The organism is Pseudomonas profundi (genome assembly GCF_008638305.1).
Taxonomy (GTDB): Bacteria; Pseudomonadota; Gammaproteobacteria; order Pseudomonadales; family Pseudomonadaceae; genus Halopseudomonas; species Halopseudomonas profundi.
Window position 1 is genome coordinate 71,692 of the sequence record NZ_VTPZ01000004.1, and the last position, 26,337, is coordinate 98,028.

Here is a 26,337-nt window from a genome sequence, read left to right on the forward strand (position 1 = left end):
AATTGGAGTGGTGGTTGCAGGACTGGTTAATGCGCTGGCGTTTATCTGCCTGGCCGGACTGCTCGCGCTGGTTATATACCGCACGGTGATCGACGGGCAAGCTTTAAGTGCGCAGATCGGGCCTGCGATCGGGTTGATAGGGGCAGTGATCGTCCGTTCGATCAGTCAGGTTGCACAGGAGCGCTTCGGTCAGCTCGCCAGCGCCAGGGTGCGCCAGCTGGTGCGCAGTGAACTGCTTGAGCAATGGGCCGCGCGGGGGCCGGTGAATCTGGCCGGGCGCTCAAGCGCTACGTTGGCCAATCACTGGGTGGAGCAGGTCGAAGCGCTGGACGGCTATTTCGCCCGTTATCTGCCCCAGCAATGGTTAGCACTGCTCGTTCCTCTGTCCATTCTTGCAGTGGTGTTCTGGCTGGATTGGCTCGCCGCCCTGTTCCTGTTGATAGCCGCGCCCCTGATTCCGCTGTTCATGGCCCTGATCGGTATGAGTGCAGAGCGCTTGAGCCAGCAACATGTTCTCGAAGCGGGCCGTCTGGCCGGGCATTTTCTCGATCGAGTCCGCAGCCTCACCACTCTGCAGCTGTTCGGTCAGGTAGCGCAGGCGAGCGCCGACGTCACCCATACGGCCGAACAGTATCGGGCCGTTACCATGCGCACCCTGCGTGTGGCGTTTCTGTCTTCTGCAGTGCTGGAGTTCTTCGCCTCCGTGGCCATTGCCGTGGTCGCCATGTATATCGGGTTTGGTCTGCTCGGCTATATCGACTTTGGGCCCGCCCCGCAGCTGACCCTGTTTAGTGGGTTATTTATCCTCTTGCTGGCCCCGGAATTCTTTCAGCCGCTGCGCAATCTCGCGCAGCACTACCATGACCGGGCAGCGGCGCTGGGCGCCGCTGACGCACTGGTCGGGTTACCCCCCACCGAGCATGGCTATCCATTGCGTAGACGCGCACTCAGTGCAGGGCCGCGCACTAATAGCGTCATTGCTGAACACCTGAAAGCGGGCTATCCAGGCCGCAGCGCAGTGCTTGAGGACGTCAGCCTGAGCATCGATCGAGGCGAAGTGGTTGCCCTGGTCGGACCATCGGGATCAGGCAAGTCCACATTGCTCAGCTGTCTGGCAGGATTTATCCAGCCCGAGGCAGGCGATGTCACGCTGTTCGGTCAAGCACCCGGGGCGGAACCAGTCGCCTGGCTCGGCCAGAAACCATTTCTGATCAAAGGCAGCTGGGTCGACAATCTGAGACTGATCGCGCCGGATGCAGAGTTATCCGCCATGCATGCAGCGCTCGAAGCTGTCGGATTGAAGGATGTTGTGGCCGCCCAACCGCAGGGGCTCGACACACCGCTGGGCGAAGGTGGCCGCGGTCTGTCAGGGGGGCAGGCCCAACGCCTGGCGCTGGCCCGGGTATGGTTGATTGATGCCGAGCTGGTGCTGCTGGATGAGCCGACCGCAAGCCTGGACCCTGAAAGCGAAGCAGAGGTCATTGAAGCGCTTTTGGCGCTTGCCCGCAGCGGTAGAACCATTCTGATCGCCACTCATCACCCGGCCATCGTCGCTATTGCCAATCGGACGCTCAGACTGCACGCCGGGATACTCGCCGATGAATGAGTTGCGACCATGGCTGGCGCTGATAATGACCAAACGCGCCCGGTTGACGATCGGCGCGCTGCTGATCGCGGCAACCTTCTTCAGCGCCATAGGCCTGTTGGCGTTGTCGGGATGGTTCATTTCCGCAACCGGCGTCACCGCCATGCTCTGGGCTGCAGGCCAGCGTGTGGCTTTCGATGTCTACGTACCCGGTGGCGGTATTCGCTTCTTCGCTCTGACGCGCACCGTCGCGCGGTATACGGAGCGCATCTACAACCACAACACCGTGCTCGGCCTGCTCGCTGACCTGCGCAGCACGCATTTTTCCGCATTGGCGCGCCTGGACGGCGCCACCCTGAGTCGACTGCGCGCCGCCCAGTGGCTCAACCGCTTGACGGCGGATATCGATACGCTGGATACGCTCTATCTCAGGCTGCTGGCACCACCCGCCGTAGCCTTGTTTGGCGTACTGCTGGTCTGCGGCGTCATTGCGCTGTTTCATCTCGCATTAGGCGTACTGCTGGGCATGGCGCTTCTGATACTCCTGTGTGCTTTAACCTTCGGCATGGCCGCCTGGGCCATGCGCCTGAGCGCCGCACGCGTCGAGCAGCTCGATCAATTGCGAACACTGAGCATCGAACAACTGCAGGGCCTCGCCGAACTCACCGCCGCCGGCACCCTTGCTCGCCATCAAGCGCAACTGCTACAAGCCAGCCACAGCATGCTCGACGATCAACTAAAACTGCAGCTGCGAGTTGCCCTGGGGCAGGCGCTAGCTACCACCGGTGTACTGATCTGTGTGCTCATCGGCTTTTTCGGCGCGCTCTGGGTAGCCGAGCAAGGGGTTCTCAGCGGCCCCGTCGCCGTATTGATAACCCTGGCGTTGCTCGCCCTCGGCGAAGGCCTGGCACCGCTACCCGGCGCCTTCGCCCAATACGGCGCCACCCGCGCCGCAGCGGCACGACTGAACCAGCAGGTAGCGCTAAGCAGCCAACTGCCCGAGCCAACAGCGCCGCATCCAGTGCCTGGCGACCTCACACTGAACTGGGAAGCCGTCGACGTAGAGCACGCCGGGATTGCCAATCTTGACCTCGCATTGCCGGCGGGCACCTCACTGGCAATCATCGGCCCCTCCGGGTGCGGCAAATCCACCCTCGCACAACTCGCCGCTCGGCTGATCGATCCCGACGCGGGCACGGTACGAATCGGCGAAACCGCCCTGAATCAATTAACCCTGCAGGATTGGCGCGCTCAGGTCGGCTACCTGACCCAGCAAACCGAACTGTTGCACGTCAGCATCGCCGCCAATCTGCTATTGGCCGCGCCGGATACAACCGACGCACAGCTCTGGCACGTGCTGGAGATGGTCGAGCTGGCGGACATGGTCGAACGGTTACCCGCGCGGCTGGATACCTGGGTCGGCGAATCCGGTCAGCAACTGTCAGGCGGAGAAGGGCGCCGGCTCGCGCTGGCAAGAGTGCTGCTCAAAGACAGCCCGGTGGTGATACTCGACGAGCCATTCAACGGCCTGGATAAGGCGACAGCAGAGCGCGTTCGGCGCAACATCGAACCATGGCTGACCGGCCGCACGGTACTGCTGCTAGGACATGCGCCAGAATTATTACCCAGAGCAGACAGGACGCTAACCTGGTCCGAGCTCCAGAGTTGAGTCTATAGACATTGTTTTGAGGTTTGGGACAGCGAACCTAACGCCACGCGAAAGCTAATCAAGCCAGCGGGCTGAGCCGCTGGCGCAAGTGTCGAAAACAGGGATGTTTTCGTCAAGCCTCCAGGGATGGATTCACGGCGTCTTGCGCCAGTGACTCAGCACGCTGGCCTATCAGCACAAACCGCCAGCGAGTCGAGCAACATCACCTACCAGGTATCCACAAAAGGCCGAGTTCCACGCTGCCGTGACTCGGGCGGCGCCGAACTCAGCCCGCGTAACAACCAATCGCGCGTTTCCAGCGGATCAATCACCGCATCGATCTCAAGATAGCTGGCCATGCTGATACCCTTGCCGCGGGTGTAGAGCTCGGCAACCAGCTTATCGAACAAGGCCTGACGATCGCCCTCATCCTCGACCGCCGCCAGCTCCTTGGCATACCCCAGCCGAACCGCACCTTCCAACCCCATCGCGCCAAATTCACTGCTCGGCCAGCCAATGGTGAACATCGGTGCGCCAAAGCTGCCCGCCGCCATCGCCTGAGCACCCAACCCGTAACCCTTGCGCAGCACGACGGTAAAGAAGGGCACCGTCAGGCTGGCCGCCGTCACAAACATGCGCGAAACATGCCGCACCGTGGCCTGCTGCTCAGACTCCGGGCCGACCATGAAACCGGGCGTATCGCACAAGGACACCAGCGGCAGCCCATGCGCCTGACACAGCTGCATAAAGCGTGCAGCCTTGTCACCCGCGATCGCATCTATTGCGCCACCCAGATGCATGGGATTATTCGCCATCAAGCCAAAGGCCTTGCCATCGATACGGATCAGCGCAGTGATCAGTCCTGGAGCAAACTGGCGGCGTAGTTCCAGCACAGAACCGCCGTCGGCCAGCGTCTCGATTACCTCACGGATATCGTAGGCGCGCAGACGGTTCTCCGGAATCAGATGGCGTAGCCGGCGCTGGTCGGTGCATTCGCCGCTCGGTAAATCGCCCTGGAAATAGGACAGATATTGCTTGGCGACCCGGGTCGCTTCGGCCTCATCCTTGACCAGCACATCAATTACCCCGTTGGGTGCCTGCACGCTGGTGGGCCCGACTTGTTCCGGAGTAAAGCGCCCGAGCCCGCCGCCCTCGATCATTGCCGGGCCGGCCATGCCGATGCTTGCGTTCTCTGTCGCAATGATCACATCGCAACAACCCAATAGTGCCGCATTGCCGGCGAAGCAGCGACCCGACACCACGCCCACCAGCGGAACCTGTCCGCTCAATCGCGCCATGCGCATGAAGGTCGTGCAGTCCAGCCCGGCCACACCCACCTTGTCGATATCCCCAGGCCGGCCGCCGCCGCCCTCGGTGAAAAACACCAGGGGCAGACGCCACTGCTCAGCCAGCTCGAGCATGCGGTCGGTCTTCTTGTGATTCATCACGCCCTGGGTGCCGGCGAATACCGTGTAGTCATAACTCATGGCCATGCAACGGGCCACCTGGTTGCCAAAGAGATCCGCGTTGACCGTGCCGATGCCGGAGATCAGGCCGTCGGCAGGGCTCATCTTCAACAGTTCTTCATGGCTACGGCGGGTGCGTTGCGCGGCCAGTGCAAAGCCGCCGTATTCCATGAAGCTGCCTTCATCGAGCAACTCGGCAAGATTCTCACGGGCGGTTCGCTGACCAGTCTTGCGCCGCTTGGCCACTGCGTCGGGACGCTCCTGGTCGGTGAGTTGCGCGCGGCGTTGCAGCACCTCATCCAGATCCGCACGGATGTACGCCAGATCCAGTTGTTCTTCGTTTTGCTGGGCGTCAGATTGAATGTCGGCCGGTTCAATAAATAGCAGTGGACTGGATTCAAACAGATTAGCGCCGGGTGCTGCCGCCAGCGCGTGGACGATGCCGCTCTGGGTTGCCTTGACCTCGAACTCCATCTTCATGGCTTCGATGATCGCCACCTGCTGCCCGGCGGTCACTGTGTCGCCGGCCTTGACGTCGAGGCTGACAAGAACGCCCTGGACCGGGGCATTCAGAGAAAGGCATCCCTGCGGCACAGCGGCGGGACGGCCAACCAGCGCGTCTTGCTCGGGAGCCTGCTGTTCAAAGTAAAGCTGTGGATGCGCTTCGCTAGCGATTTGGAGCAATCCAGAGGCATGGGCTTCGATAAAGCCGGTGCTGACCTGGTAATCGACCACCCCGGGATGACGCAGCAGGTTCTGCAGAAACGCCTGGTTGCTTGGCGCGCCTTCCAGGCGAAACTCGCATAACGCGCGATAGGTTCGCCGCAATACGGCCGGGAAATCGGCAGCCGCATGCACGATCAGCTTAGCCAGCAGGGAATCGAACCCGGGGTGGCTGGTATAGCCGGTATAACCGCACCCGTCGACACGCACACCAGGCCCGCTAGGCGGATCATAAGCGGTCAGCGTGCCGCCGGCGGGTCTGGCGCTGCCATCGCTTTGCATGCTTTCCAGATTGATGCGCAGCTGTATGGCATAGCCGCGCGGTGCAGGAATGTGTGCCTGCTCGACTCCCAGTTCCGACAGGCTCATGCCCGCAGCAAGCTGTATCTGCAGCTGGGCCAGATCAAGGCCCGTCACCGCTTCAGTGACGGTGTGCTCTACCTGAATACGCGGGTTGGCTTCCATGAAAATGAAATCACCCGTGTCCTGGTCGAGCAGGAACTCGACCGTGCACAGGCCGCGATAACCGACTGCGGAGGTGAGCTTCCGCGCAGCCTCAAGCAGACGCTGGCGCAGCTCAGGGTCAAGATTCGGGGCCGGCGCAATTTCCAGGAGTTTCTGATTGCGCCGCTGCAACGTGCAATCGCGCTCCCAGAGATGACTGACTGTTGAGCCGTCGCCGACAATCTGGACTTCAATGTGGCGGGCGCGGGAAATCAATCGCTCAATATACAGGTCGGGGTTGCCGAAGGCTGCCTGGGCTTCGGAGCTGCAGCGGGCAAAGGTTGATTCCAGCTCGGCCGCATCCGTGACCGTGCGCATGCCACGGCCGCCCCCGCCAGCCAGCGCTTTCAACATTACCGATGTGCCAGCACCCAGCGATACCATGAACGCGTGAGCTTCGTTGAGGCTGGTCGCTTGGCTGGTGCCTTGAGCCAGGGGGATGTCGAGTTCAGCAGCCAGGCGACGGGCATTTGCCTTGTCGCCGAAAACATCCAGTACGCGGGCGTCAGGACCGATGAAGGTCAATCCGGCGGCAGTGCATTGCCGGGCGAAATCGGCGTTCTCGCTAAGGAAACCGTAGCCAGGATGAATGGCGTCGCAGCCTTGTTCCAGCGCTACAGCGATGATCTGGGCGCCGTCCAGATAGGCGGCAACGCCGCGCCCGCGCAAGGGCACTGCGGTATCCGCCTTGCGTACATGAAGCGACAGGGAATCATCTTCTGAATAAACCGCAACGCTGGTGATTTCCAGTTCTGCCGCGGCGCGAGCCAGGCGCACGGCAATTTCACCACGGTTGGCGATCAGCATGCTTTTGAATAGCTTCATATTCGTCCTCGGCGGGCGGCCAGGCGATAAACCGCTCGAGCAGATCCCGGAGACGGTTCAAGCGGTTACAGGTTCGCTGCGTTGGACAACGAATCTGAAGCCGGGCGCGGACCCTTTGTTATTGGCAGGCAGATCGCAGCTTAGAGTCAGAGACCCGCAAAAAGCAGCGACCGTTTGCGCCTCGAATATGCTGACAGTGCTCCAGCTTATAGCGTGTCAGAACAGCTCAAGCGGCGTGACCGCGCCGTCGTCGCGGTAGCCGTTATCGTCTATTTCACTGAAAGAGGGCGGGGCGTCCTCTTCCTTGAATATCTCAAGAATGCTGTCATTACTGCCAGGCCGCGCGCTGCGGCCAGTGTTCGGATCGATGCGCATGGTGAGCAGGCCATCGGGCATGGGCTGGCTGTTCTCCGGTTTGTCATCCAGAGCAGTGTCCATGAACTTCATCCATATCGGCAATGCCGTCGTACCGCCATACTCGCGTCGTCCAAGCGGAGCTGGCTGGTCAAATCCAACCCAGACGGTGGCGACCAGGTCAGCGTTATAGCCCGAAAACCAGCCGTCCTTCTGATCGTTGGTGGTGCCTGTCTTGCCTGCCAGATCACTACGCTCCAGCGCCTTCGCCCTCACGGCAGTCCCGCGATTGATCACGTCCTTGAGCATGCTGGTCAGCTGATAGGTGGTGCGCGGGTCTATGACCTGTTCGGCCAGCAATACCTGTTTAGCCTCATCCGGTTCAGCGCTGCGCCGGTAACTGTCAATGGCGTCATGCCGTTGTGCAAGGCGCTGCGGCGTCATCGCCGGCTGGGCAATGTGAATAGTTTCTCGATTGCGATCCTGAATCTGCTCGATCAAGTAGGGTTTAACGGCATAGCCGCCGTTGGCTATAACGGTGTAACCCTGCGCTATTTGCAGCGGCGTAAGCTCCGGCGTTCCAAGGGAGGCAGAGAGGTTGCGCGGTAGCTCCTCACGGGCAAACCCGAACCGCTCCATGTAGGTCAGGGCATTGTCGACCCCGAGATCCTGCATCAGCCTGACAGATACCAGATTGCGAGAGCGGTACAGCGCTTCGCGAAGCCGAATCGGACCCAGAAAGTCGCCACCCGAGTTACGCGGCCGCCAATCGGTATCCATGTACTGATCGGCGAATACGATAGGTGCGTCGTTGACCATGCTGGCTGGTGTGTAACCGTGATCCAGTGCGGCACTATATAGAAACGGTTTGAAGCTGGATCCCGGTTGGCGGCGTGCCTGGGTAGCACGGTTGTATTTGCTCTGGGCGAAAGAAAACCCCCCGGTCAGTGCTTTGAGGCTGCCGTCCTGTGGGTCCAGCGCGACCAAGGCGCTTTGCGCTTGCGGAATCTGGGCCAGACGGTACTGGCCTTCTTTATCCGTGGTGCGAACGCGGATGATATCGCCGGCTGCGAGTACATCAGCCGGCTGTTCAGGCACCGGCCCCATGCTGTTGACGTTCAGATAAGGCCGGGCCCAGCGCATGTCGTCCCATTCGATGCGTCCTTGATCACCGTTGCGAAGCTGGATGCGGGCGTGCTCAGCGTTGACCTCTGTAACCAGCGCAGGCGCGAGGCCGCCAATTTCCCCGTGTTTAGCCAGCAAAGCAGGCCACTGTTGCGAATCAATATCGGAGTGGCGAGCTTCTGGTCCGCGATAGCCGTGACGCCTGTCGTATTCCTCGAGACCATCGCGGAGCGCCCGGTGGGCGAGCTCCTGAAGTTGGCTGTCAATCGTGGTGTAAACATGGAACCCATCGGTGTAAGCAGCATTGCCGTAACGCTGAATCATCTCGAGCCGGGCCATTTCGGCAACGTATGGGGCCTCCAGCTCGGGATTGGCGCCGTGGTTTCGCGCGTTATTGGGTGTAGCGATTGCGTCCTGATAGGCGGCCTGGTCTATATAGCCGAGGCCCAGCATGCGCTGCAGGATCCAGTTGCGACGGGCGATCGCTCGCTCCGGGTCGGCGATGGGGTTGTAACGCGACGGTGCCTTGGGCAAGCCGGCAATCATCGCCATATCGGCCAGCGGGAGTTCGGCGATGGGTTTGCCATAATAGATGTGAGCGGCGGCTTCGATGCCGTAGGCACGGTTGCCCAGATAAATCTTGTTGACGTAGAGCTCGAAGATCTCTTCCTTGCTCAGGCTCCGCTCGATCTGCAACGCCAGGAAAATCTCGTTGAGTTTGCGCGAAAATACCCGCTCGCTGGAGAGGAAGTAGTTCTTCGCCACCTGCATGGTGATGGTGCTACCGCCTGTCTGAATTTCACCCGTGCGGGCCAGTTCTCCGGCGGCGCGCAACAGGCCTGCTGGGTCCACGCCATGATGATTGAGGAAGTTATCGTCCTCAGCGGCCAGCATGGCCAGTATAAAGTTCTGGGGAATCTGGTCGAAACTGATAGGGAATCGACGCATTTCTCCAAATTCAGCAATCAATTTGTGATCTGTGCTATATATCCGCAACGGCGTTTGCAATTGTACGTCACGAAGTGTTTCAACATCCGGCAAAGCGGGGCTAAGATAAAGTGCCATGCCGGTTATGCCCAGGAGAGGGGCAGTCACCAAGGCAAGCAAAGACCAGAAAACGATTTTTATGAAGCGCATAGGGATAGGAAGGTGTTCCCTGATTTATGAAAAGGTTAGCGGTTAGCTTGGTGAGATGCGGTTTAGCAGCGTGCATTATAAGCGTTTTGTTTTGAATTTAGCCATTTGCGCTTGTGTGTTCTCTGCTATTTAATGTAGGACAACATAAACCGCCCGTAAGTGGCGGATGCTGATAGGGAATTGGCTGTGCTAGGGCTCATAAAAAAGAAATCGAATACGCTTCTGGGTATCGATATCAGCTCCACGACCGTGAAGCTGCTAGAACTCAGTCGCTCCGGGAACCGCTATAAGGTCGAGGCCTACGCGGTCGAACCTCTCCCACCGAGCGCGGTGGTCGAGAAAAATATTGTCGAGCTCGAAGGCGTCGGGCAGGCCCTGGAAAAGGTCCTGGCGCGATCCCGTACCTCGGTAAAACAGGCCGCAGTCGCCGTAGCAGGTTCGGCGGTGATCACCAAGATCATCGAGATGGATGCCGGTTTCGATGACGATGAGCTTGAAGAACAGATCAAGCTTGAAGCTGACCAATATATCCCATATCCCCTTGACGAAGTTGCGATCGATTTCGAAGTCCAGGGAGTTTCCCCGCGAAATCCTGAGCGAGTCGAAGTGTTGCTGGCAGCCTGCCGCCGAGAAAATGTCGACATACGTGAAGCGGCTCTCGCATTGGCTGGCATCGATGTCAAAGTAGTCGAAGTCGAAGCCTACGCTATGGAACGCGCCTGTAGCCTGGTTACCGACCAGCTGGATAGCGGTCAGCATGATCTCACCATTGCCGTCGTGGATATCGGCGCAACGATGATGACGCTTAGCGTGCTGAGCCAGGGTCGCACGATTTATACCCGAGAACAGCTGTTCGGCGGCAAGCAATTGACCGAAGAGATCCAGCGTCGTTACGGCCTCTCGCAGGAAGAGGCCGGGTTGGCCAAGAAGCAGGGCGGCCTGCCAGACGATTACGAAACCGAGGTGCTGGGTCCTTTCAAGGATGCCGTGGTCCAGCAGGTGTCGCGCTCGCTACAGTTCTTTTTCGCGGGCAATCAGTACAACGACGTCGACTACATCCTCCTTGCGGGGGGCACCGCATCGATTCCGGGCCTGGATCAGCTGATCCAGCAAAAGCTCGGAACCACGACGCTGGTGGCCAATCCCTTCGCAAACATGACCCTTTCCAACAAGGTAAATGCGGTTGCGCTCAGTAATGACGCGCCAGCATTGATGATTGCCTGTGGTCTGGCAATGAGGAGTTTCGACTAATGGCGCGCATTAACTTATTACCCTGGCGCGAGCAGCTCAGGGAAGAGCGCAAGAAGGAATTTCTGACCATTCTGGCGCTGATTCTGGTCTTCACTGGCGCGCTGGTGTTTCTTGTCGACCGCAATCTGAACGGCAAGATTGATCATCAGAACGCCCGTAACGAGTTTATCTCCAAGGAAATCCGGGTGCTCGAGACCCGTATCAAGGAGATCGAAGAGTTGCAGTCCCGCCGCACCCAGCTGCTGGATCGGATGAAAATCATCCAGGATCTGCAGGGCAATCGCCCGATCATCGTTCGCGTGTTCGACGAAATGGCGCGTACCTTGCCTGACGGCGTGTATTTCACATCGGTCGACATGAAAGAGTCGACTATCAATATCAAGGGCGGCGCCGAATCCAATAGTCGGGTTTCCAATCTGATGCGCCAGATGGACGCTTCAGAGTGGTTGACTTCGCCAAACCTGACAGCCGTGCGTGCGGTGACCCAGGGGGCTCTGGATCAGGCCAACGTCTTTGAACTGTCAGTGCGTCAGACGGAACCGCAGACGCGTGCCGCTGAGGGAGAACAGCAGCCATGACTTTCGCTCAATCCATGGAAAGTTTGAAAAAGATCGACGTCAACGATCTTGATTTCAACAATATAGGAGCCTGGCCGGGCGCGCTGAAGGTGATCGTCGCGGTATTGGTGTTCGTGATCCTGGCGTTCCTTGGCTACCATTTTCACCTCAAGGATCTGCAGGCCAGCCTGCAGCGCAGCCAGGCGCAGGAAGTAGCGCTGCGCAAGGATTTTGCCGACAAGTCGTTTCGAGCGGCGAACCTGGATGCCTATAAAGAGCAGTTGGCAGAAATCGAGGAGCGTTTCGGTACGCTGCTCAAGCAGTTGCCGAGTGACACCGAAGTCCCCGGGTTGCTTGAAGATATTACTCAGATGGGCCTCAACAGCGGGCTGGAGTTCGAGTCGATTACCTTGCAACCTGAAGCCGCCAAGCAGTTCTATGCCGAGTTGCCAATCAGCATCCAGGTGCAGGGCAACTACCACGATATCGGCACCTTCGTCAGTAGCGTGGCCGGGCTGCCACGTATCGTAACGCTGCACGATTTCACTATTGCGCCCGTAAGCGAGGGTAACCCGGATCTGCTCAAGATGAGCATTCTGGCCAAGACCTATCGCTACAACGAATCAGGAGCGCAATGATGAGCATGCACAAGCGTTTGGCCGGGCTTGCCATTGCTGCATCGGCCTTATTGACCGGGTGTGGCGGCGACGACTTCAATGATTTGCAGGTCTTCATGGAAGAAACCAGGGCGCGTCCGGCCGGCACTATTGAGCCGCTGCCGCGTTTCAGCCCTTACGAAGCGTTCGTCTACAGCGCGACCTCGTTGCGCAGCCCCTTTCAGCCGCCTATCCGTATCGACCTGACCCAGCGTCAGCGTGGTTCTCAGGACATCAAGCCGGACGAAGACAGAACCCGGCAATTCCTCGAGGGCTTCAATATCGAAGGGTTCGAAATGGTCGGCACACTCAGTAATCAGGGAGGCATGCAGGCGCTTATACAAGGCGCTGGTAGCGTGCACCGGGTGAAGATCGGCGACTACTTGGGCCGTAATCACGGCCGTATCGTCAGCATCGAGGAAGGTCGTCTCGATGTGGTCGAGATAGTGCCTGACGGCGAAGGGGGATGGTTGGAGCGTCCGCGTACCCTCAGCTTGCCTGAGCGCGGTTAGGACAACCAGGGAGAGATAATCATGAACTGCAAACAGTCACGCGTGGAACGCAACCAAATGCCTCTAACCAGGAAGTTATCGCTTGCAGCAGCCCTGGCGCTGTTGAATCCTCTGGCCATCGCGGCCGACCTTCAGAATATGGACGTGGCCTCGCTGCCGGGTGAACGGGTCGAGCTCAAGCTCAGCTTTGACGAACCCGTTGCCGCACCGAAGGGCTACACCATTGAGCAACCTGCACGTATCGCTCTGGATTTGCCTGGCGTCAAGAACAAGCTGGGCGAGCGCAGCCGCGACCTCGGCCTCGGGAACGCACGTAGTGTGACCGTGGTAGAGGCCGGTGACCGGACTCGCCTGATCATCAATCTTACCGATCTTGCGCCTTACGCCACGCGGGTCGAAGGCAACAATCTGTACGTCATGGTCGGCGCCGATCAGGCTCCGGGTTATAACGCTCCCGACAGAGCCGCTGCACCCAGCGCACCGACAACCGCGAGTTGGCGTGCTGCCGACGAGCCGGCCGTGGCAGCAAATTCGCCAGCAGCTGCTTCGGGCAAAGCCATTCGCGGCCTGGATTTTCAGCGTGGAGAGCAGGGAGAGGGTAACGTCATCGTAGACCTGTCCGACCCGTCTGTACGAGTCGACGTGCAGGAGCAGGGCGGTCGTGTGCGGCTGACTTTCCCTGGCACTCGCCTGCCTGATGAACTGCGCGTACGGCTGGACGTCAAGGACTTCGCAACCCCCGTCAATTTCGTCAACGCCAGCACCAGCGGTAACGACACAACCATCAATATCGAACCAAACGGTTTTTACGAGCATCTGGTATATCAGACCGATAATCGTCTGATTGTCAGCTTCAAGCCGTTGAGCAAAACTGAGGTCGAGCAACGCCGTGCTGCCGACTTTGCCTATACAGGTGAAAAACTGTCGCTTAACTTCCAGGACATCGAAGTGCGTTCGGTGCTGCAGTTGATTGCAGACTTCACTGACATGAACCTGGTCGCCAGTGATACCGTCTCGGGCAGCATCACTTTACGTTTGCAGAATGTGCCCTGGGATCAGGCGCTGGATCTGGTGCTGAAAACCAAGGGGCTCGACAAGCGCAAGGTGGGTAATGTCCTGCTGGTTGCCCCGGCCGACGAAATCGCCGCACGCGAACGTCAGGAGCTGGAATCCCAGCGGCAGATTGCCGAGCTGGCTCCGCTGCGTCGTGAGCTGATCCAGGTGAACTACGCCAACGCAGCTGATATCGCCAGCCTGTTCGCGTCGGTAACCGCAGGCGAGGGCGAGCAGCGTGGCTCCATCACCGTAGATGACCGCACCAACAGCATCATTGCTCTGGAAACCCAGGACAAGCTCGACGAGCTGCGCCGCATTGTTACTCAGCTGGATATTCCGGTTCGCCAGGTCATGATCGAGGCGCGCATCGTTGAAGCTAACGTTGGCTTCGACAAGGCACTGGGTGTGCGCTGGGGTGGCAACCTGCGAATGGGTGATCGTTTCGATCTGTTCGGCAAGGACGGTCAGACCGGCGTAGTGGAAGATCCCAACGCGCGGGGCTTGCCTGGTGATGACGATTATATCCCGTCGCGGAATACCGGCGGCTTCATCGGTATTCCGGAACGTCCGTTCAACACGCCCTTTGTGGATATGGGTGTGCTGGGTGCGACATCAGGCGTCGGCATCGGCTTTATCACCAACAACGCCGTGCTCGATTTGCAGCTGTCGGCGATGGAAAGCACCGGTAATGGCGAGATTATTTCCCAGCCCAAAGTGGTCACCTCTGATAAGGAAACCGCAAAGATCCTGAAGGGTTCCGAGATTCCTTATCAGGAAGCGAGTTCCAGTGGGGCCACCACTACCGCCTTTGCTGAAGCTGTGCTGTCTCTGGAAGTAACCCCGCAGATCACCCCGGACAACCAGGTGATTATGGAAGTGATCGTTACCAAGGACGAGCCGGACTTCACCAACGAAGTGAACGGGGTGCCGACTATTCGCAAGAATGAAGTGAACGCGAAGATCCTGGTGGCCGATGGCGAAACCATTGTCATCGGTGGGGTATTCTCCAGCGAAACCTCCAAGGGACAACAGAAGGTTCCGTTCCTGGGCGACCTGCCAATTTTGGGCCGGGCGTTCCGTCGTGATATAACGTCGGAAAGCAAGACCGAGCTGCTGGTATTCCTCACGCCACGCATCATCAATAGTGGAGCTATTTCCCTTGCCAAGTAATGCGTAACGTCTTTCTGATAGGCCCGATGGGTGCTGGTAAAAGCACCATCGGGCGTCTGCTCGCCAAGGAAATCGGGTACCCCTTCAAGGATTCAGACCGGGAGATAGAAGCGCGTACTGGCGCCGATATCCCCTGGATTTTTGACGTTGAGGGGGAGGATGGCTTTCGCGAGCGTGAGCAGGCGATGATTGCCGAGCTGGTCAAGGAAGATGGGATCGTTCTGGCGACGGGCGGCGGTGTGGTTATGCGCGAAGCCAACCGTCAGGCGCTCGGCGCCCACGGTCTGGTGGTCTATCTGCGAACCAGTGTCGAACAACAGCTGCAGCGCACTGCGAAGGATCGGCAGCGTCCGCTGTTACGGACTCCCGATCCGGAAAAAGTCCTGCGCGAGCTGATGGCCAGGCGTGACCCGCTCTATAGCGAGATCGCTGATCTGACTATCGATACGGACCAGCGCGGGCCGAAGATTGTGGTCAATACGATTCTGACCGCACTCAAGGCCTAAACTGCAACTGCGTTGAGCAAGACGACCGAGCAGCCCGGGATCCCGGGCTGTCTGCCATTCGATTCGAAATAAAAAACCAGCAATACCGGCCTGCGCGCCCCGTGCGTCTGAGGTATGCTTGCGTGGACTTAAGGGAGAGGCTTCATGCAGCAATTGACCGTTGAACTGGCTGACCGCAGCTATCCAATCTACATCGGCAGCGGGTTGCTGGATCAGCCCGGTTTGCTGGGTTCGCATCTTTCGGGCAAGCAAGTATGCGTCGTCACTGACGATACCGTCGCGCCGCTTTATCTTGCCCGGTTTTTGGGCTCGCTTGCGGGATATCAGGTCGAACAGGTTGTTCTGCCAACTGGCGAAGCCTTCAAGAACTGGAGCACCCTGCAGCAGATTTTTGATGGTTTGCTTGCCGCCAGGCATGACAGGGGTACTACACTTATTGCGCTGGGTGGCGGGGTGATCGGCGACATGACCGGCTTCGCCGCTGCCTGTTACCAGCGCGGGGTGAACTTCGTTCAGATCCCAACGACGCTTTTGTCTCAGGTTGACTCATCCGTGGGTGGCAAGACAGGCATCAATCATCCCGCTGGCAAGAACATGATTGGGGCGTTTTATCAGCCTCAGGCAGTCATTATCGATACTGACAGCCTGCATACCCTGCCTGAACGTGAAATCAGTGCCGGTCTGGCCGAGATCATCAAGTACGGTTTGATCAGGGATCGGGCTTTCCTCGACTGGCTCGAAGCCAATATGTCAGCTTTGCGTGCACTCGAGCCATCGGCGATTACCGAAGCCATCGCGCGGTCCTGCGCAATCAAGGCAGACGTTGTGGCGGTTGACGAGCGAGAGGGCGGGCTGCGCGCCATCCTCAATCTGGGGCATACATTCGGTCATGCGATTGAGGCGCATCAGGGCTACGGACGCTGGTTGCACGGCGAGGCGGTGGGCGCCGGCATGGTTATGGCGCTGGAGCTATCCAGGCGCTCAGGCTGGTTGAGTCAGAGCGATTATGATCACGCGGTCAAGATCATTCGCTCGGCGGGGCTTCCGGTTGCGCCGCCCGACAACATGACCGCAGACGACTTCATGCGCTTGATGGCAGTGGACAAGAAAGTGGTCGGCGGGCAGCTGCGGCTTGTGCTGCTGCGTCAGCTGGGGGAAGCGGTTGTCACTGCCGATTTTGACGTGGCCGCGTTGCAAGCCACCCTGCATTCAGAGTACCCATCAGAGCCCTTATGAACGCCGAACATAAACCTGACTATGCTGCTGTCGAGGCCGACCTGCTGGCGCACTATGAGCTGACTCACGACCCGTTTCTGCCGCGCACGCCCGGATTCCGCTTTTTCACTGCGCGGCGCAAGAGTGTCCTCGCCGAACTGCACCATCTGGCGCGGTTCGCCCAGCAGTTACTGGTTGTTACCGGCCCGCGGAGCAGTGGCAAGACATTGCTCCGACAGGTTCTGGTGGCCAGCAGCAAAAAGGACCATGTGCAATGCGTGGTTGCCTCGGCCAGGGAATTGGCGTCTGCCGATGCACTGCTAGGCTTCCTGGCGCAGGCAATCAATTCACCCGTCAGAACTGAAGCTGGCTTGCTTGATAAGGCCGCTGAACTTTTCCAGACGGGTCTCCAGCTGTATATCGTTATCGACGATGCACATCTTTTGGACCCGCAGGCGTTGCAAAGCCTCGCTGACCTCAGTCAGATCGACTTGCGGGGCGCTCCAAAGGTTTTTCTGTTCGCTGAGCCCTCTATCGAGACAGCGCTGCGTACGGTGCAAATGTCCGACGGACAGGCATGGTTGCATACTATTGAATTACAGCCGTTTCGACCTGATGAGACGCGCGACTATCTGGCGCAGCGACTTGAAGCGGCAGGACAAGGTCTTGAACTACTCAGTGATGAGCAGCTCGGCTGGATACATCAGCAAAGCGAGGGCTGGCCAGGGCGAATCAATATGGTAGCCAGAGAAGCGATGCTGGCGGCAATCGAGCCCCCAGCGCTGCGACCGCAACGCGGTTCTGCGTTTCCGCTTCGCTCGTTGATCGCATTGATACTGGTATCCGTCGCCGTAGTTGTCGTGTGGACCATGGACGACAGCGAGCCTGAACCCGAGCGCACCGTGTTGGAGCTACCCAGGCCGGTCGCGACGACCGATGTGCTGGATGCAGAGGCAGCTGACGGCCGCCAGCCGTTCAATGTCGCGCCACCACCTTCTCGATCGGAAGCGCCGTCTGGAGAGAGGATACCCGAGCTGCTGCCCTCCGAAGCTCAACCTGTCGTCGAGATAGAGCCTTTTTCGGTGGAGCAGGCTGCGCCCTCCGCACCGTCGGCGGATCCCGGTTCTGCCCCGGATGGGTCAACTGACGAACAGTCAGCAAGCGCTCGAACCGAAAGAGCTCAGGCCGGGAAGCCCGAGCCTGCCGGGAATGCTGGCTGGTATCGCCAGCAACCGGCTGGCAATTTTGCGTTGCAATTGCTGGGTACGCGTTCGGAGCAGGCCGCAGCCGATTTCGTCACTCGTCACAGCGCGTTGTCCGAATTGCATTATTTCGAGACGGTACATGAGGGCAAGCCGTGGTTTGTCGTAACGCAAGGCGCATACGGTGGACGAGAACAGGCCCAGCGGGCGATCGCCGGGCTGCCCGACGCTGTACGCACGCTCAAACCCTGGCCACGTAGTATGGCCGGGATTCAACAGTCCTTGCCATAGGAGGCTGTTACAGCATCGCGCCGGGCTTTATTCCTCGCGAATAAGCCGCCGCTGATCAGAAGGCAGTACCCGCTTTAAGTGTGGTGCTGCATTTTGCTGTCCGATCGCACTCCCTTGTCACGGGTGATATTGTTCAGCGGGTGCTGAACCGCTGCTATGGGCCGATGCTCTTCATCGAATGGCGCTAACCGTAAGGGCTGCAGAGGTTTTGTCGCCTGACCTTCAGGTTGTCGGGATGCTCCCGCAGGGTTTCATCGCCGCTGGGTGCTGAGTTGCGAACTCCCGCGTTTCAAAAGTCTTCTCTTATTACGACATTTCTGGTCGCTTTTGCGGCACTGAATTATTGTCCCCATAGCAGGTGGTGTGTACAATCACCTTCCCATTTTGAGTGGCGCAGCCCGGCCCGCTACTGTCCGGTTTCACTAAGCGTCTGAATACATTACATTTTTGAGAGTGTGCCTATGAAAGCCGGTCTATATCAGCCAGACCAGTTCAAGGATAACTGTGGCTTCGGTTTGATTGCCCATATGGAAGGGCAGCCCAGTCATCACTTGCTGAAAACGGCCATTGAGGCCCTGACCTGCATGACCCACCGTGGCGGTATCAATGCCGACGGCAAGACTGGTGACGGTTGTGGTTTGCTCATTCAGAAACCAGACGGATTTCTGCGTGCTGTCGCCCAGGATGCGCTTGGCGTCACGCTGCCCGAGCAATACGCCGTGGGTATGGTATTCATGGGCGCCACGCAGTCAGCGACCGAGGCAGCCAAGCAAGCCTTCGCCGACGCGTTCAACGATCAGGGCTTGCAAGCGCTGGGCTGGCGCGAAGTGCCGGTTGATCCAAGCGTACTCGGCTCGCTGGCGCAGAGCTGCATGCCGCGAATCGAGCAGGTCTTCGTCTCGGGCGAAGGGCTCGACGAGCAGCAATTCGGCACCCGTCTGTTCTATGCGCGGCGCAAGGCTGAGATCGCCATGCAGGCAGATGACGAGTTTTATGTCTGCAGCCTGTCGCACAAGGTAATTTCCTACAAAGGCCTGATGATGCCGGCCGATCTCGACAAGTTCTATCCGGAGCTGAGTGACAGCCGGATGGAAACCGCGATCAGCGTGTTCCACCAGCGTTTTTCTACCAACACCCTGCCGAAATGGCCGCTGGCCCAGCCGTTCCGGTTGATTGCACACAATGGCGAGATCAACACTATCACCGCCAACCGCAACTGGGCCCAGGCTCGACGCAACAAGTTCGCCAATGAGATGTTGCCGGATCTGGACAGCCTGGCGCCGATTGTCAACGTGAAAGGCTCGGACTCCTCCAGCATGGATAACATGTTGGAGCTGCTGATCACCGGTGGCATGGACCTGTTCCGCGCCATCCGCATGGTGGTTCCGCCAGCATGGCAGAACGTCGAAACCATGGATGCCGACCTGCGGGCTTTCTATGAATTCAATTCCATGCACATGGAAGCCTGGGACGGCCCGGCCGGTATCGTTTTGACTGAAGGTCGTTACGCCGTCTGTCTGCTGGACCGTAATGGTCTGCGTCCGGCGCGGTATGTCGTCACGCGTAATGGTTACATCACACTCGCCTCGGAAATTGGCGTTTGGGATTATCAGCCGGAAGATGTGATCAGCAAAGGGCGTGTTGGACCCGGTCAGATTCTCGCCGTCGACACTCACACCGGCGAGGTACTGCATACCGACGACGTCGAAGATCGACTCAAATCACGGCACCCCTACCGCAAATGGCTAAAAGAAAAAGCGGTGCGGATTCAGGCGACCATGGACGACCGCGATCACGGGTCTGAATTTCTCGAGCCGGAGCAGCTCAAGCAGTACATGAAGATGTTCCAGGTGACCTTCGAAGAGCGAGATCAGGTGCTGCGTCCATTGGCCGAGAACGGCCAGGAGGCAGTGGGCTCGATGGGCGATGACACGCCCATGGCGGTGCTTTCGAGCCGTGTACGCCCGGTCTACGATTATTTCCGCCAGCAATTTGCCCAGGTGACCAATCCGGCAATCGACCCGTTGCGCGAGTCGGTAGTCATGTCGCTGGAGACCTGTCTAGGCGCGGAACGCAACGCATTCGAAGAAACCGCCGATCACGCCGATCGTGTGATCCTCAGTACGCCGGTGATGTCCCCTGCCAAATGGCGGACCCTGATGACCATGGACCGCCCGGGCTTCGATCGGATCACCATCAATCTAAACGTGCCTGCCGACTTGCCGCTGGGCGAAGCGGTCAAGCGCATTGTGCTGGAGGCTGAAGCGGCGGTACGTGAAGGCAAGACGCTGTTGATTCTGAGCGACCGCGATATCAGCCAGGGTATGCTGCCGGTACATGCGTCATTGGCAGTCGGCGCCGTGCATCATCATCTGATTGCCCAGGGGCTGCGTTGCGACTGCAACATCCTGGTGGAAACCGCTACCGTTCGCGACCCACACCATTACGCAGTACTGGTTGGCTTCGGCGCGAGCGCGATCTATCCCTACCTGGCCTATGAAGTGCTCGGGGACCTGATCCGCACCGGCGAAGTGATCGGTGATCTGTACGAGCTGTTCAAGAATTACCGCAAAGGCATTTCAAAAGGCTTGATGAAGATCCTGTCGAAGATGGGTATCTCCACCGTGGCCTCCTATCGCGGTGCGCAGCTATTCGAGGCGGTGGGCCTGGCTGACGAAGTTGTCGATCTGTGCTTCAAGGGCGTAGCCAGCCGTATTCAGGGCGCACGCTTTGAAGACATTCAGCTGGAGCAGTCCTTGCTGGCCAAGGAAGCCTGGAATCCGCGCAAGGCAATCCAGCAGGGCGGATTGCTCAAATTCGTATTTGGCGGTGAGTATCACGCTTATAATCCTGATGTCGTGCGTGCATTGCAGGACGCGGTTCAGGGCGACAGTTATGACAAATATCTGGAATACGCCGCACTGGTCAACGAGCGTCCGGTAGCGTCACTGCGTGACTTGCTGAAGCTGCGGGAGGATCAGACGTCAATCCCGCTGGACAGCGTCGAGCCCCTTGAAAGTGTGCTGAAGCGCTTTGACTCGGCAGGTATTTCCCTGGGCGCATTGTCGCCCGAAGCCCATGAAGCGATCGCTGAGGCGATGAACCGGCTCGGTGCGCGTTCCAACTCCGGTGAGGGCGGCGAAGACCCGGCCCGCTATGGCACCGAGCGCAGCTCCAAGATCAAGCAGATCGCCTCGGGACGTTTTGGCGTGACGGCTGAATATCTGGTCAATGCTGACGTACTGCAGATAAAGGTTGCCCAGGGCGCCAAGCCCGGTGAGGGTGGCCAGCTGCCAGGCGGCAAGGTCAACGAATTGATCGCTCGTCTGCGTTACGCGGTACCGGGCGTGACCCTGATTTCGCCACCGCCGCACCACGATATCTATTCAATCGAGGACCTGGCCCAGCTGATTTTTGATCTCAAGCAGGTCAATCCGGCTGCGCTGGTATCGGTCAAACTGGTATCAGAGCCAGGCGTGGGGACCATCGCCGCTGGTGTGGCCAAGGCCTACGCCGATCTGATCACCATCTCCGGTTATGACGGCGGCACCGGCGCCTCGCCGCTGACTTCGATCCGTTATGCGGGCTCGCCCTGGGAGCTGGGTTTGTCGGAAGCGCACCAGACGCTGCGCGGCAACGATCTGCGCGGCAAGGTGCGGGTGCAGACAGATGGCGGTCTGAAGACCGGTCTGGATGTGATCAAGGCGGCCATCCTTGGCGCTGAAAGCTTCGGCTTCGGTACTGGTCCGATGATTGCACTGGGTTGCAAATACCTGCGGATCTGCCATTTGAATAACTGCGCGACCGGTATTGCTACACAGAACCGTCACCTGCGCGACAACCACTACATCGGTACCGTGGAAATGGTGATGAATTACTTCACCTACGTCGCGACCGAGACCCGTGAATGGTTGGCCAAGCTGGGCGTAAGTTCGTTGCAGGAATTGATCGGACGCACCGATCTGCTGGAAATCCTGCCGGGCACAACCGGTAAGCAGCAGAATCTGGACCTGAAACCGCTGCTGTTCAGCGAGCACGTTCCAGCGGACAAGCCGCAGTATTGCGAGTCGCCGCGTAACGTGCCATTCGATAAGGGTCTGACCGCCGAGAAAATGGTCGAGCTGGCCCGTACGGCGATTGACGGTGCTAGTGGCGGCGAGTTCGAGATGACGTTGACTAACTGCGATCGCTCGATCGGCGCCCGGGTATCCGGTGAGATTGCCAAGATGCACGGCAACCAGGGCATGGCAAGCTCGCCGGTGGTGTTCCGTTTCAAAGGCACTGCTGGACAGAGCTTCGGCGTGTGGAATGCCGGCGGTTTGCATATGTATCTGCAGGGCGACGCGAATGATTACGTCGGTAAGGGTATGACCGGGGGCAAGCTGGTGATAGTGCCGCCTGCGGGCAGTCCGTTCCGCTCCGAGCAGACGTCGATCATCGGTAATACCTGCCTCTACGGCGCGACCGGCGGCAAGCTGTTTGCTGCGGGTGTGGCCGGTGAGCGTTTCGCTGTCCGCAACTCGGGCAGCCATGCGGTTATCGAAGGCGCTGGCGACCACTGCTGCGAATATATGACAGGTGGCATGGTTTGTGTGTTGGGTCAGACGGGTTACAACTTCGGGGCAGGCATGACCGGTGGTCTGGCCTATGTGCTGGACATGGACAACAGCTTCTTCGACAGACTGAACCACGAACTGGTCGAACTACGCCGTGTCACCAGCGAGTCGATGGAGGCGTATCGCAGCCATCTGACCCAAGTGCTGACGGAATACGTAAGCGAGACCGGCAGTGCCTGGGGCGCGGAAGTGCTGGATGACCTGGATAACTACATCCGGCGCTTCTGGCTGGTCAAGCCGAAGGCTGCGAACTTGCGCGCCCTGCTGACGACCACTGTAGCTAACCCCCAGTAACTGTCAGTAACCCAACTGCCCCGGCGAATGCGCTCGCGATTCAGCGCATTCGTTACAGAGATTTCAGCAGCGCAGCTGCGAGGTAATTTATATGGCTGACCGTTTGAATAACGATTTTCAATTTATAGATGTAGGCCGCAAGGATCCCAAGAAGCGGCCGTTGCGTGCGCGCAAGACGCAGTTCGTGGAGATCAACGAGCAGTTCAAGCCGGAGGAGGCGTCCGACCAGTCGCACCGCTGTCTGGAGTGCGGGAACCCCTATTGCGAATGGAAGTGCCCGGTCCATAACTACATTCCCAACTGGCTGAAGCTGGTATCTGAAGGCAACATTCTCGAAGCAGCGGAGATGGTGCACAAGACCAACACGCTTCCGGAAGTGTGCGGTCGGGTCTGCCCTCAGGACCGTCTTTGTGAAGGGGCATGTACCCTCAATGACGGCTTTGGCGCGGTGACTATCGGTTCGGTGGAGAAATATATCGCCGATACCGCCTTCGCCATGGGCTGGCGTCCGGATATGTCGCAGGTTGTGCCCACTGGCAAGCGGGTTGCGATCATTGGTGCAGGCCCGGCGGGATTGGGCTGTGCCGATGTGCTGGCACGCGCCGGCGTGACACCTGTGGTGTTTGATCGCAACCCGGAGATCGGCGGCCTGCTGACCTTTGGTATCCCTGAATTCAAGCTGGAGAAGACGGTCCTGTCCCGTCGCCGCGAGGTGTTCGGTGGCATGGGTATCGAGTTCCGGCTGAATACCGAAATTGGCAAGGACGTAGCCATGCAGGACTTGCTGGCCGAATACGATGCCGTGTTCATGGGGATGGGTACCTATACCTATATGAAGGGCGGTTTCCCGGGCGAGGATCTGCCTGGCGTTTATGACGCGCTGGACTTTCTGGTGGCGAACGTCAATCGCAACCTGGGCTTCGAGAAATCCGCCGAGGACTTCATCGACATGAAGGGGAAAAAAGTCGTGGTCCTCGGTGGTGGTGATACCGCTATGGACTGCAACCGTACCTCTATCCGTCAGGGCGCCAAGTCGGTGCATTGTGCGTATCGCCGTGATGAAGAAAATATGCCCGGCTCGCGCAAGGAAGTGAAAAACGCGAGAGATGAAGGGGTGAAATTCCTGTTCAATCGCCAGCCGATCGCCATTGTTGGGGAAGACCGCGTCGAGGGCGTCAAAGTGGTTGAAACGCGTCTTGGCGAGCCAGATGCCCGTGGACGTCGCAGCCCTGAACCAATTCCGGGCTCCGAGGAAGTACTGCACGCCGACGCCGTGGTGATCGCTTTCGGATTCCGCCCAAGTCCGGCGTCCTGGTTCAGCGATTTCGAAATCGAAACTGACGGCCAGGGTCGGGTCAATGCGCCGGAAATGGCACGCTACAAGTTCCAGACCAGTAACCCCAAGGTGTTCGCCGGGGGGGATATGGTGCGCGGTTCTGATTTGGTAGTAACGGCCGTATGGGAAGGGCGTCAGGCGGCTGAAGGTATTCTCGAATATCTGGATTTGTAAGCACATGGAATGGCGCCTGCGGGCGCCTTTCTGCTTCCTGCACTGAGCTTTCCCTGGGTGGGATAGCCGCGCTCTGATCTTCCTCGCGTTTTATCGGTACAATGGCCGCTGATCCCGCTATTGGACCTTCCCATGTATGAATTGAAAAATGACCGTTTCCTGCGCGCCCTGATGCGCCAGCCCGTGGATGTAACGCCGGTATGGATGATGCGCCAGGCTGGCCGCTACCTGCCTGAGTACCGGGCATCGCGTAGCCGTGCTGGAGATTTCATGGGGCTTTGCACCAACCCGGAGATGGCCTGCGAAGTCACCTTGCAGCCGCTGGAGCGTTATCCGCTGGATGCCGCCATCCTGTTCTCCGACATTCTCACTATTCCTGATGCCATGGGACTAGGCCTGCATTTCGAGACAGGCGAAGGACCGCGGTTTCGCAAGCGGATCGACACGGCCGCTGATATCGAAGCGCTGGCAGTACCGGATCCCGAACAGGACCTGGGCTATGTCATGAATGCGGTACGCACTATCCGTAGCGAACTCAACGGCCGCGTACCGCTGATCGGTTTTTCCGGCAGCCCATGGACGTTGGCGACCTATATGGTGGAAGGCGGCTCGTCGAAGGATTTCCGCAAGAGCAAAGCAATGCTCTACGATCAGCCGGAAGCCATGCATCTGCTGCTCGACAAATTGGCCGATTCGGTTATTTCCTACCTGAACGGCCAGATTATGGCCGGTGCCCAGGCGGTGCAGATTTTTGATACCTGGGGCGGAAACCTGTCCGCCGACGCGTACCAGAAGTTTTCCCTGGCCTATATGCGCAAGATTGTCGCCGGACTTATACGCGAGCACGAAGGCCGCAAGGTGCCGGTGATTCTGTTCACCAAGAATGGCGGCCTGTGGCTGGAGAGCATTGCTGATACCGGTGCCGACGCGCTGGGTCTGGACTGGACCATTGATATGGGCGTGGCACGTTCACGGGTGGGTTCGCGTGTTGCATTGCAGGGCAACATGGATCCGACGGTACTCTATGCCAAGCCCGACGCGATCCGCGCCGAGGTGGGTCGGATTCTGGCCAGCTACGGCAAGGGTTCAGGCCATGTGTTCAATCTTGGTCATGGGATCACCCCCGAAGTCGACCCAGCACATGCCGGTGCGTTTATTGAAGCGGTTCACGAACTCTCCGCTGCCTACCACGATCCTTCTGCTATCGTAGCCTGACGGTATTCCGGTTCAGGGGGCGATATGCGGCGGGTGGTGTTCAACCAGAAGGGTGGGGTAGGCAAGTCGAGTATCGCCTGTAACCTGGCAGCGGTTAGCGCCGCTGCCGGCTTCAAGACGCTGGTGGTCGATCTAGATCCCCAGGCCAACTCCAGTCATTACCTGCTGGGCGATCGGCTGGCGCAACTGGACGTTACGCTTGCGGATTTTTTCGCGCAGACGCTCGCTTCGGGTGCTGCGACGAAAAAGGCGGAGCAGTATGTGAGCGAAACGCCATTCGAAAACCTCTGGTTGATGGCGGCCGATGCGGAGCTCTCCGAACTGCAGCACAAGCTCGAGTCGCGCTACAAGATCAAGAAGCTGCGCAAGCTGCTGAATGAACTGAAGCACAACTACGAACGCATCTATATCGACACGGCGCCAAGCTTCAACTTCTTTACCGTCTCGGCACTGATAGCTGCTAACCGTTGCCTGATTCCCTTCGACTGCGACAGCTTCTCGCGCAAGGCGTTGTACAGCCTGCTTGCGGAGCTGGAAGATTTTCGTGACGAGCACAACGAGGATCTGCAGATCGAGGGCGTGGTGGTAAATCAGTTCCAGGCGCGTGCTTCCTTGCCGCAACAGATGATTGATGAACTGGTTGCCGAGGGATTGCCGATAATTCCGGTGTATCTGCCCAGCTCGGTGCGCATGCGTGAGTCCCACGAGGAATGCATGCCGCTTATCTATCTGGACAGCCGGCATAAACTGACCCAGCAGTTCGTGGCCTTGCACCAGCACCTCGAAGCCTAAGGCTTTTGATGGTCCAGCCCGCCAGCGGTGGTTCGTCCTTTCAGTCTGATGGCCACAAGCTCCCCTGTTCTGTTTCCGTTTATGCGTCCTGCAGCGATACTTGATCGAGCGCGGTGGTTTGCGCATG

At 58.8% G+C, this 26,337-nt stretch carries 16 protein-coding genes; 14 read left to right on the forward strand and 2 right to left on the reverse strand.

Annotation, left to right across the window (positions count from 1 at the left end):
• Nucleotides 1–10: 10 nt before the first annotated feature.
• Nucleotides 11–1,606: a thiol reductant ABC exporter subunit CydD gene (gene cydD, locus FZE95_RS07015; RefSeq protein WP_397387110.1), complete on the forward strand. Its 1,596-nt coding sequence runs from the start codon at nt 11–13 to the stop codon at nt 1,604–1,606.
• Nucleotides 1,599–3,254, forward strand: a complete 1,656-nt coding sequence (cydC, locus tag FZE95_RS07020; RefSeq protein ID WP_150300146.1) for a thiol reductant ABC exporter subunit CydC — start codon at nt 1,599–1,601, stop codon at nt 3,252–3,254. The genes cydD and cydC overlap by 8 nt, the downstream gene beginning before the upstream one ends.
• A 206-nt stretch (nt 3,255–3,460) precedes the next feature.
• Here cydC and FZE95_RS07025 read toward each other — a convergent pair whose 3' ends face one another.
• Nucleotides 3,461–6,751: a carboxyl transferase domain-containing protein gene (locus FZE95_RS07025; RefSeq protein ID WP_150300147.1), complete on the reverse strand. Its 3,291-nt coding sequence runs from the start codon at nt 6,749–6,751 to the stop codon at nt 3,461–3,463.
• Nucleotides 6,752–6,967: 216 nt separating this feature from the next.
• On the reverse strand, nt 6,968–9,367 hold the full coding sequence (locus FZE95_RS07030; protein ID WP_150300148.1) for a penicillin-binding protein 1A: 2,400 nt from the start codon (nt 9,365–9,367) through the stop codon (nt 6,968–6,970).
• A 186-nt stretch (nt 9,368–9,553) separates the two neighbouring features.
• Here FZE95_RS07030 and FZE95_RS07035 point away from each other — a divergent pair, with 186 nt between their 5' ends.
• From FZE95_RS07035 to FZE95_RS07090, 12 genes are all read left to right on the forward strand, one after another.
• The gene (locus FZE95_RS07035; protein WP_150300149.1) at nt 9,554–10,618 is read left to right on the forward strand and encodes a pilus assembly protein PilM; all 1,065 of its coding nucleotides are present in this window, start codon (nt 9,554–9,556) and stop codon (nt 10,616–10,618) included.
• Nucleotides 10,618–11,196, forward strand: coding sequence for a PilN domain-containing protein (locus FZE95_RS07040; RefSeq protein WP_150300150.1), 579 nt, complete (start codon nt 10,618–10,620; stop codon nt 11,194–11,196). Before FZE95_RS07035 ends, FZE95_RS07040 begins: the two co-directional genes overlap by 1 nt.
• Nucleotides 11,193–11,813 (forward strand): type IV pilus inner membrane component PilO, encoded by a 621-nt coding sequence (gene pilO / locus FZE95_RS07045; protein WP_150300151.1) that lies wholly within the window; start codon nt 11,193–11,195, stop codon nt 11,811–11,813. The genes FZE95_RS07040 and pilO overlap by 4 nt, the downstream gene beginning before the upstream one ends.
• Nucleotides 11,810–12,343: a type 4a pilus biogenesis lipoprotein PilP gene (gene pilP / locus FZE95_RS07050; protein ID WP_397387111.1), complete on the forward strand. Its 534-nt coding sequence runs from the start codon at nt 11,810–11,812 to the stop codon at nt 12,341–12,343. The genes pilO and pilP overlap by 4 nt, the downstream gene beginning before the upstream one ends.
• A gap of 57 nt (nt 12,344–12,400) precedes the next feature.
• A complete protein-coding gene (gene pilQ, locus FZE95_RS07055) occupies nt 12,401–14,569 on the forward strand; it encodes a type IV pilus secretin PilQ (protein ID WP_150300152.1) in 2,169 nt (722 codons plus the stop codon).
• Nucleotides 14,569–15,075, forward strand: a complete 507-nt coding sequence (gene aroK / locus FZE95_RS07060) for a shikimate kinase AroK (protein ID WP_150300153.1) — start codon at nt 14,569–14,571, stop codon at nt 15,073–15,075. Before pilQ ends, aroK begins: the two co-directional genes overlap by 1 nt.
• Nucleotides 15,076–15,219: 144 nt before the next feature.
• On the forward strand, nt 15,220–16,311 hold the full coding sequence (aroB, locus tag FZE95_RS07065; protein ID WP_150300154.1) for a 3-dehydroquinate synthase: 1,092 nt from the start codon (nt 15,220–15,222) through the stop codon (nt 16,309–16,311).
• On the forward strand, nt 16,308–17,783 hold the full coding sequence (locus FZE95_RS07070) for an AAA family ATPase (protein WP_150300155.1): 1,476 nt from the start codon (nt 16,308–16,310) through the stop codon (nt 17,781–17,783). Before aroB ends, FZE95_RS07070 begins: the two co-directional genes overlap by 4 nt.
• Before the next feature lie 461 nt (nt 17,784–18,244).
• The gene (gene gltB, locus FZE95_RS07075; protein WP_150300156.1) at nt 18,245–22,693 is read left to right on the forward strand and encodes a glutamate synthase large subunit; all 4,449 of its coding nucleotides are present in this window, start codon (nt 18,245–18,247) and stop codon (nt 22,691–22,693) included.
• Nucleotides 22,694–22,784: 91 nt separating this feature from the next.
• Nucleotides 22,785–24,203 carry an FAD-dependent oxidoreductase gene (locus FZE95_RS07080; RefSeq protein ID WP_150300157.1) on the forward strand — a complete coding sequence of 473 codons (1,419 nt, stop codon included), beginning with the start codon at nt 22,785–22,787 and terminating at the stop codon, nt 24,201–24,203.
• A 132-nt stretch (nt 24,204–24,335) separates the two neighbouring features.
• On the forward strand, nt 24,336–25,418 hold the full coding sequence (gene hemE, locus FZE95_RS07085; RefSeq protein ID WP_150300158.1) for a uroporphyrinogen decarboxylase: 1,083 nt from the start codon (nt 24,336–24,338) through the stop codon (nt 25,416–25,418).
• Nucleotides 25,419–25,442: 24 nt separating this feature from the next.
• Nucleotides 25,443–26,210, forward strand: coding sequence for a ParA family protein (locus FZE95_RS07090; protein ID WP_150300159.1), 768 nt, complete (start codon nt 25,443–25,445; stop codon nt 26,208–26,210).
• Nucleotides 26,211–26,337 lie beyond the last annotated feature (127 nt).

Bases quoted from the DNA above. Each gene is read 5' to 3' on its own strand.
- aroB (WP_150300154.1), top strand. From the start codon at position 15,220: ATGCAGCAATTGACCGTTGAACTGGCTGACCGCAGCTATCCAATCTAC.
- pilQ (WP_150300152.1), top strand. From the start codon at position 12,401: ATGCCTCTAACCAGGAAGTTATCGCTTGCAGCAGCCCTGGCGCTGTTG.
- FZE95_RS07025 (WP_150300147.1), bottom strand. From the start codon at position 6,751: ATGAAGCTATTCAAAAGCATGCTGATCGCCAACCGTGGTGAAATTGCC.
- FZE95_RS07080 (WP_150300157.1), top strand. From the start codon at position 22,785: ATGGCTGACCGTTTGAATAACGATTTTCAATTTATAGATGTAGGCCGC.
- cydC (WP_150300146.1), top strand. From the start codon at position 1,599: ATGAATGAGTTGCGACCATGGCTGGCGCTGATAATGACCAAACGCGCC.
- FZE95_RS07070 (WP_150300155.1), top strand. From the start codon at position 16,308: ATGAACGCCGAACATAAACCTGACTATGCTGCTGTCGAGGCCGACCTG.
- FZE95_RS07040 (WP_150300150.1), top strand. From the start codon at position 10,618: ATGGCGCGCATTAACTTATTACCCTGGCGCGAGCAGCTCAGGGAAGAG.
- pilO (WP_150300151.1), top strand. From the start codon at position 11,193: ATGACTTTCGCTCAATCCATGGAAAGTTTGAAAAAGATCGACGTCAAC.
- FZE95_RS07090 (WP_150300159.1), top strand. From the start codon at position 25,443: ATGCGGCGGGTGGTGTTCAACCAGAAGGGTGGGGTAGGCAAGTCGAGT.
- pilP (WP_397387111.1), top strand. From the start codon at position 11,810: ATGATGAGCATGCACAAGCGTTTGGCCGGGCTTGCCATTGCTGCATCG.
- hemE (WP_150300158.1), top strand. From the start codon at position 24,336: ATGTATGAATTGAAAAATGACCGTTTCCTGCGCGCCCTGATGCGCCAG.
- aroK (WP_150300153.1), top strand. From the start codon at position 14,569: ATGCGTAACGTCTTTCTGATAGGCCCGATGGGTGCTGGTAAAAGCACC.
- FZE95_RS07030 (WP_150300148.1), bottom strand. From the start codon at position 9,367: ATGCGCTTCATAAAAATCGTTTTCTGGTCTTTGCTTGCCTTGGTGACT.
- gltB (WP_150300156.1), top strand. From the start codon at position 18,245: ATGAAAGCCGGTCTATATCAGCCAGACCAGTTCAAGGATAACTGTGGC.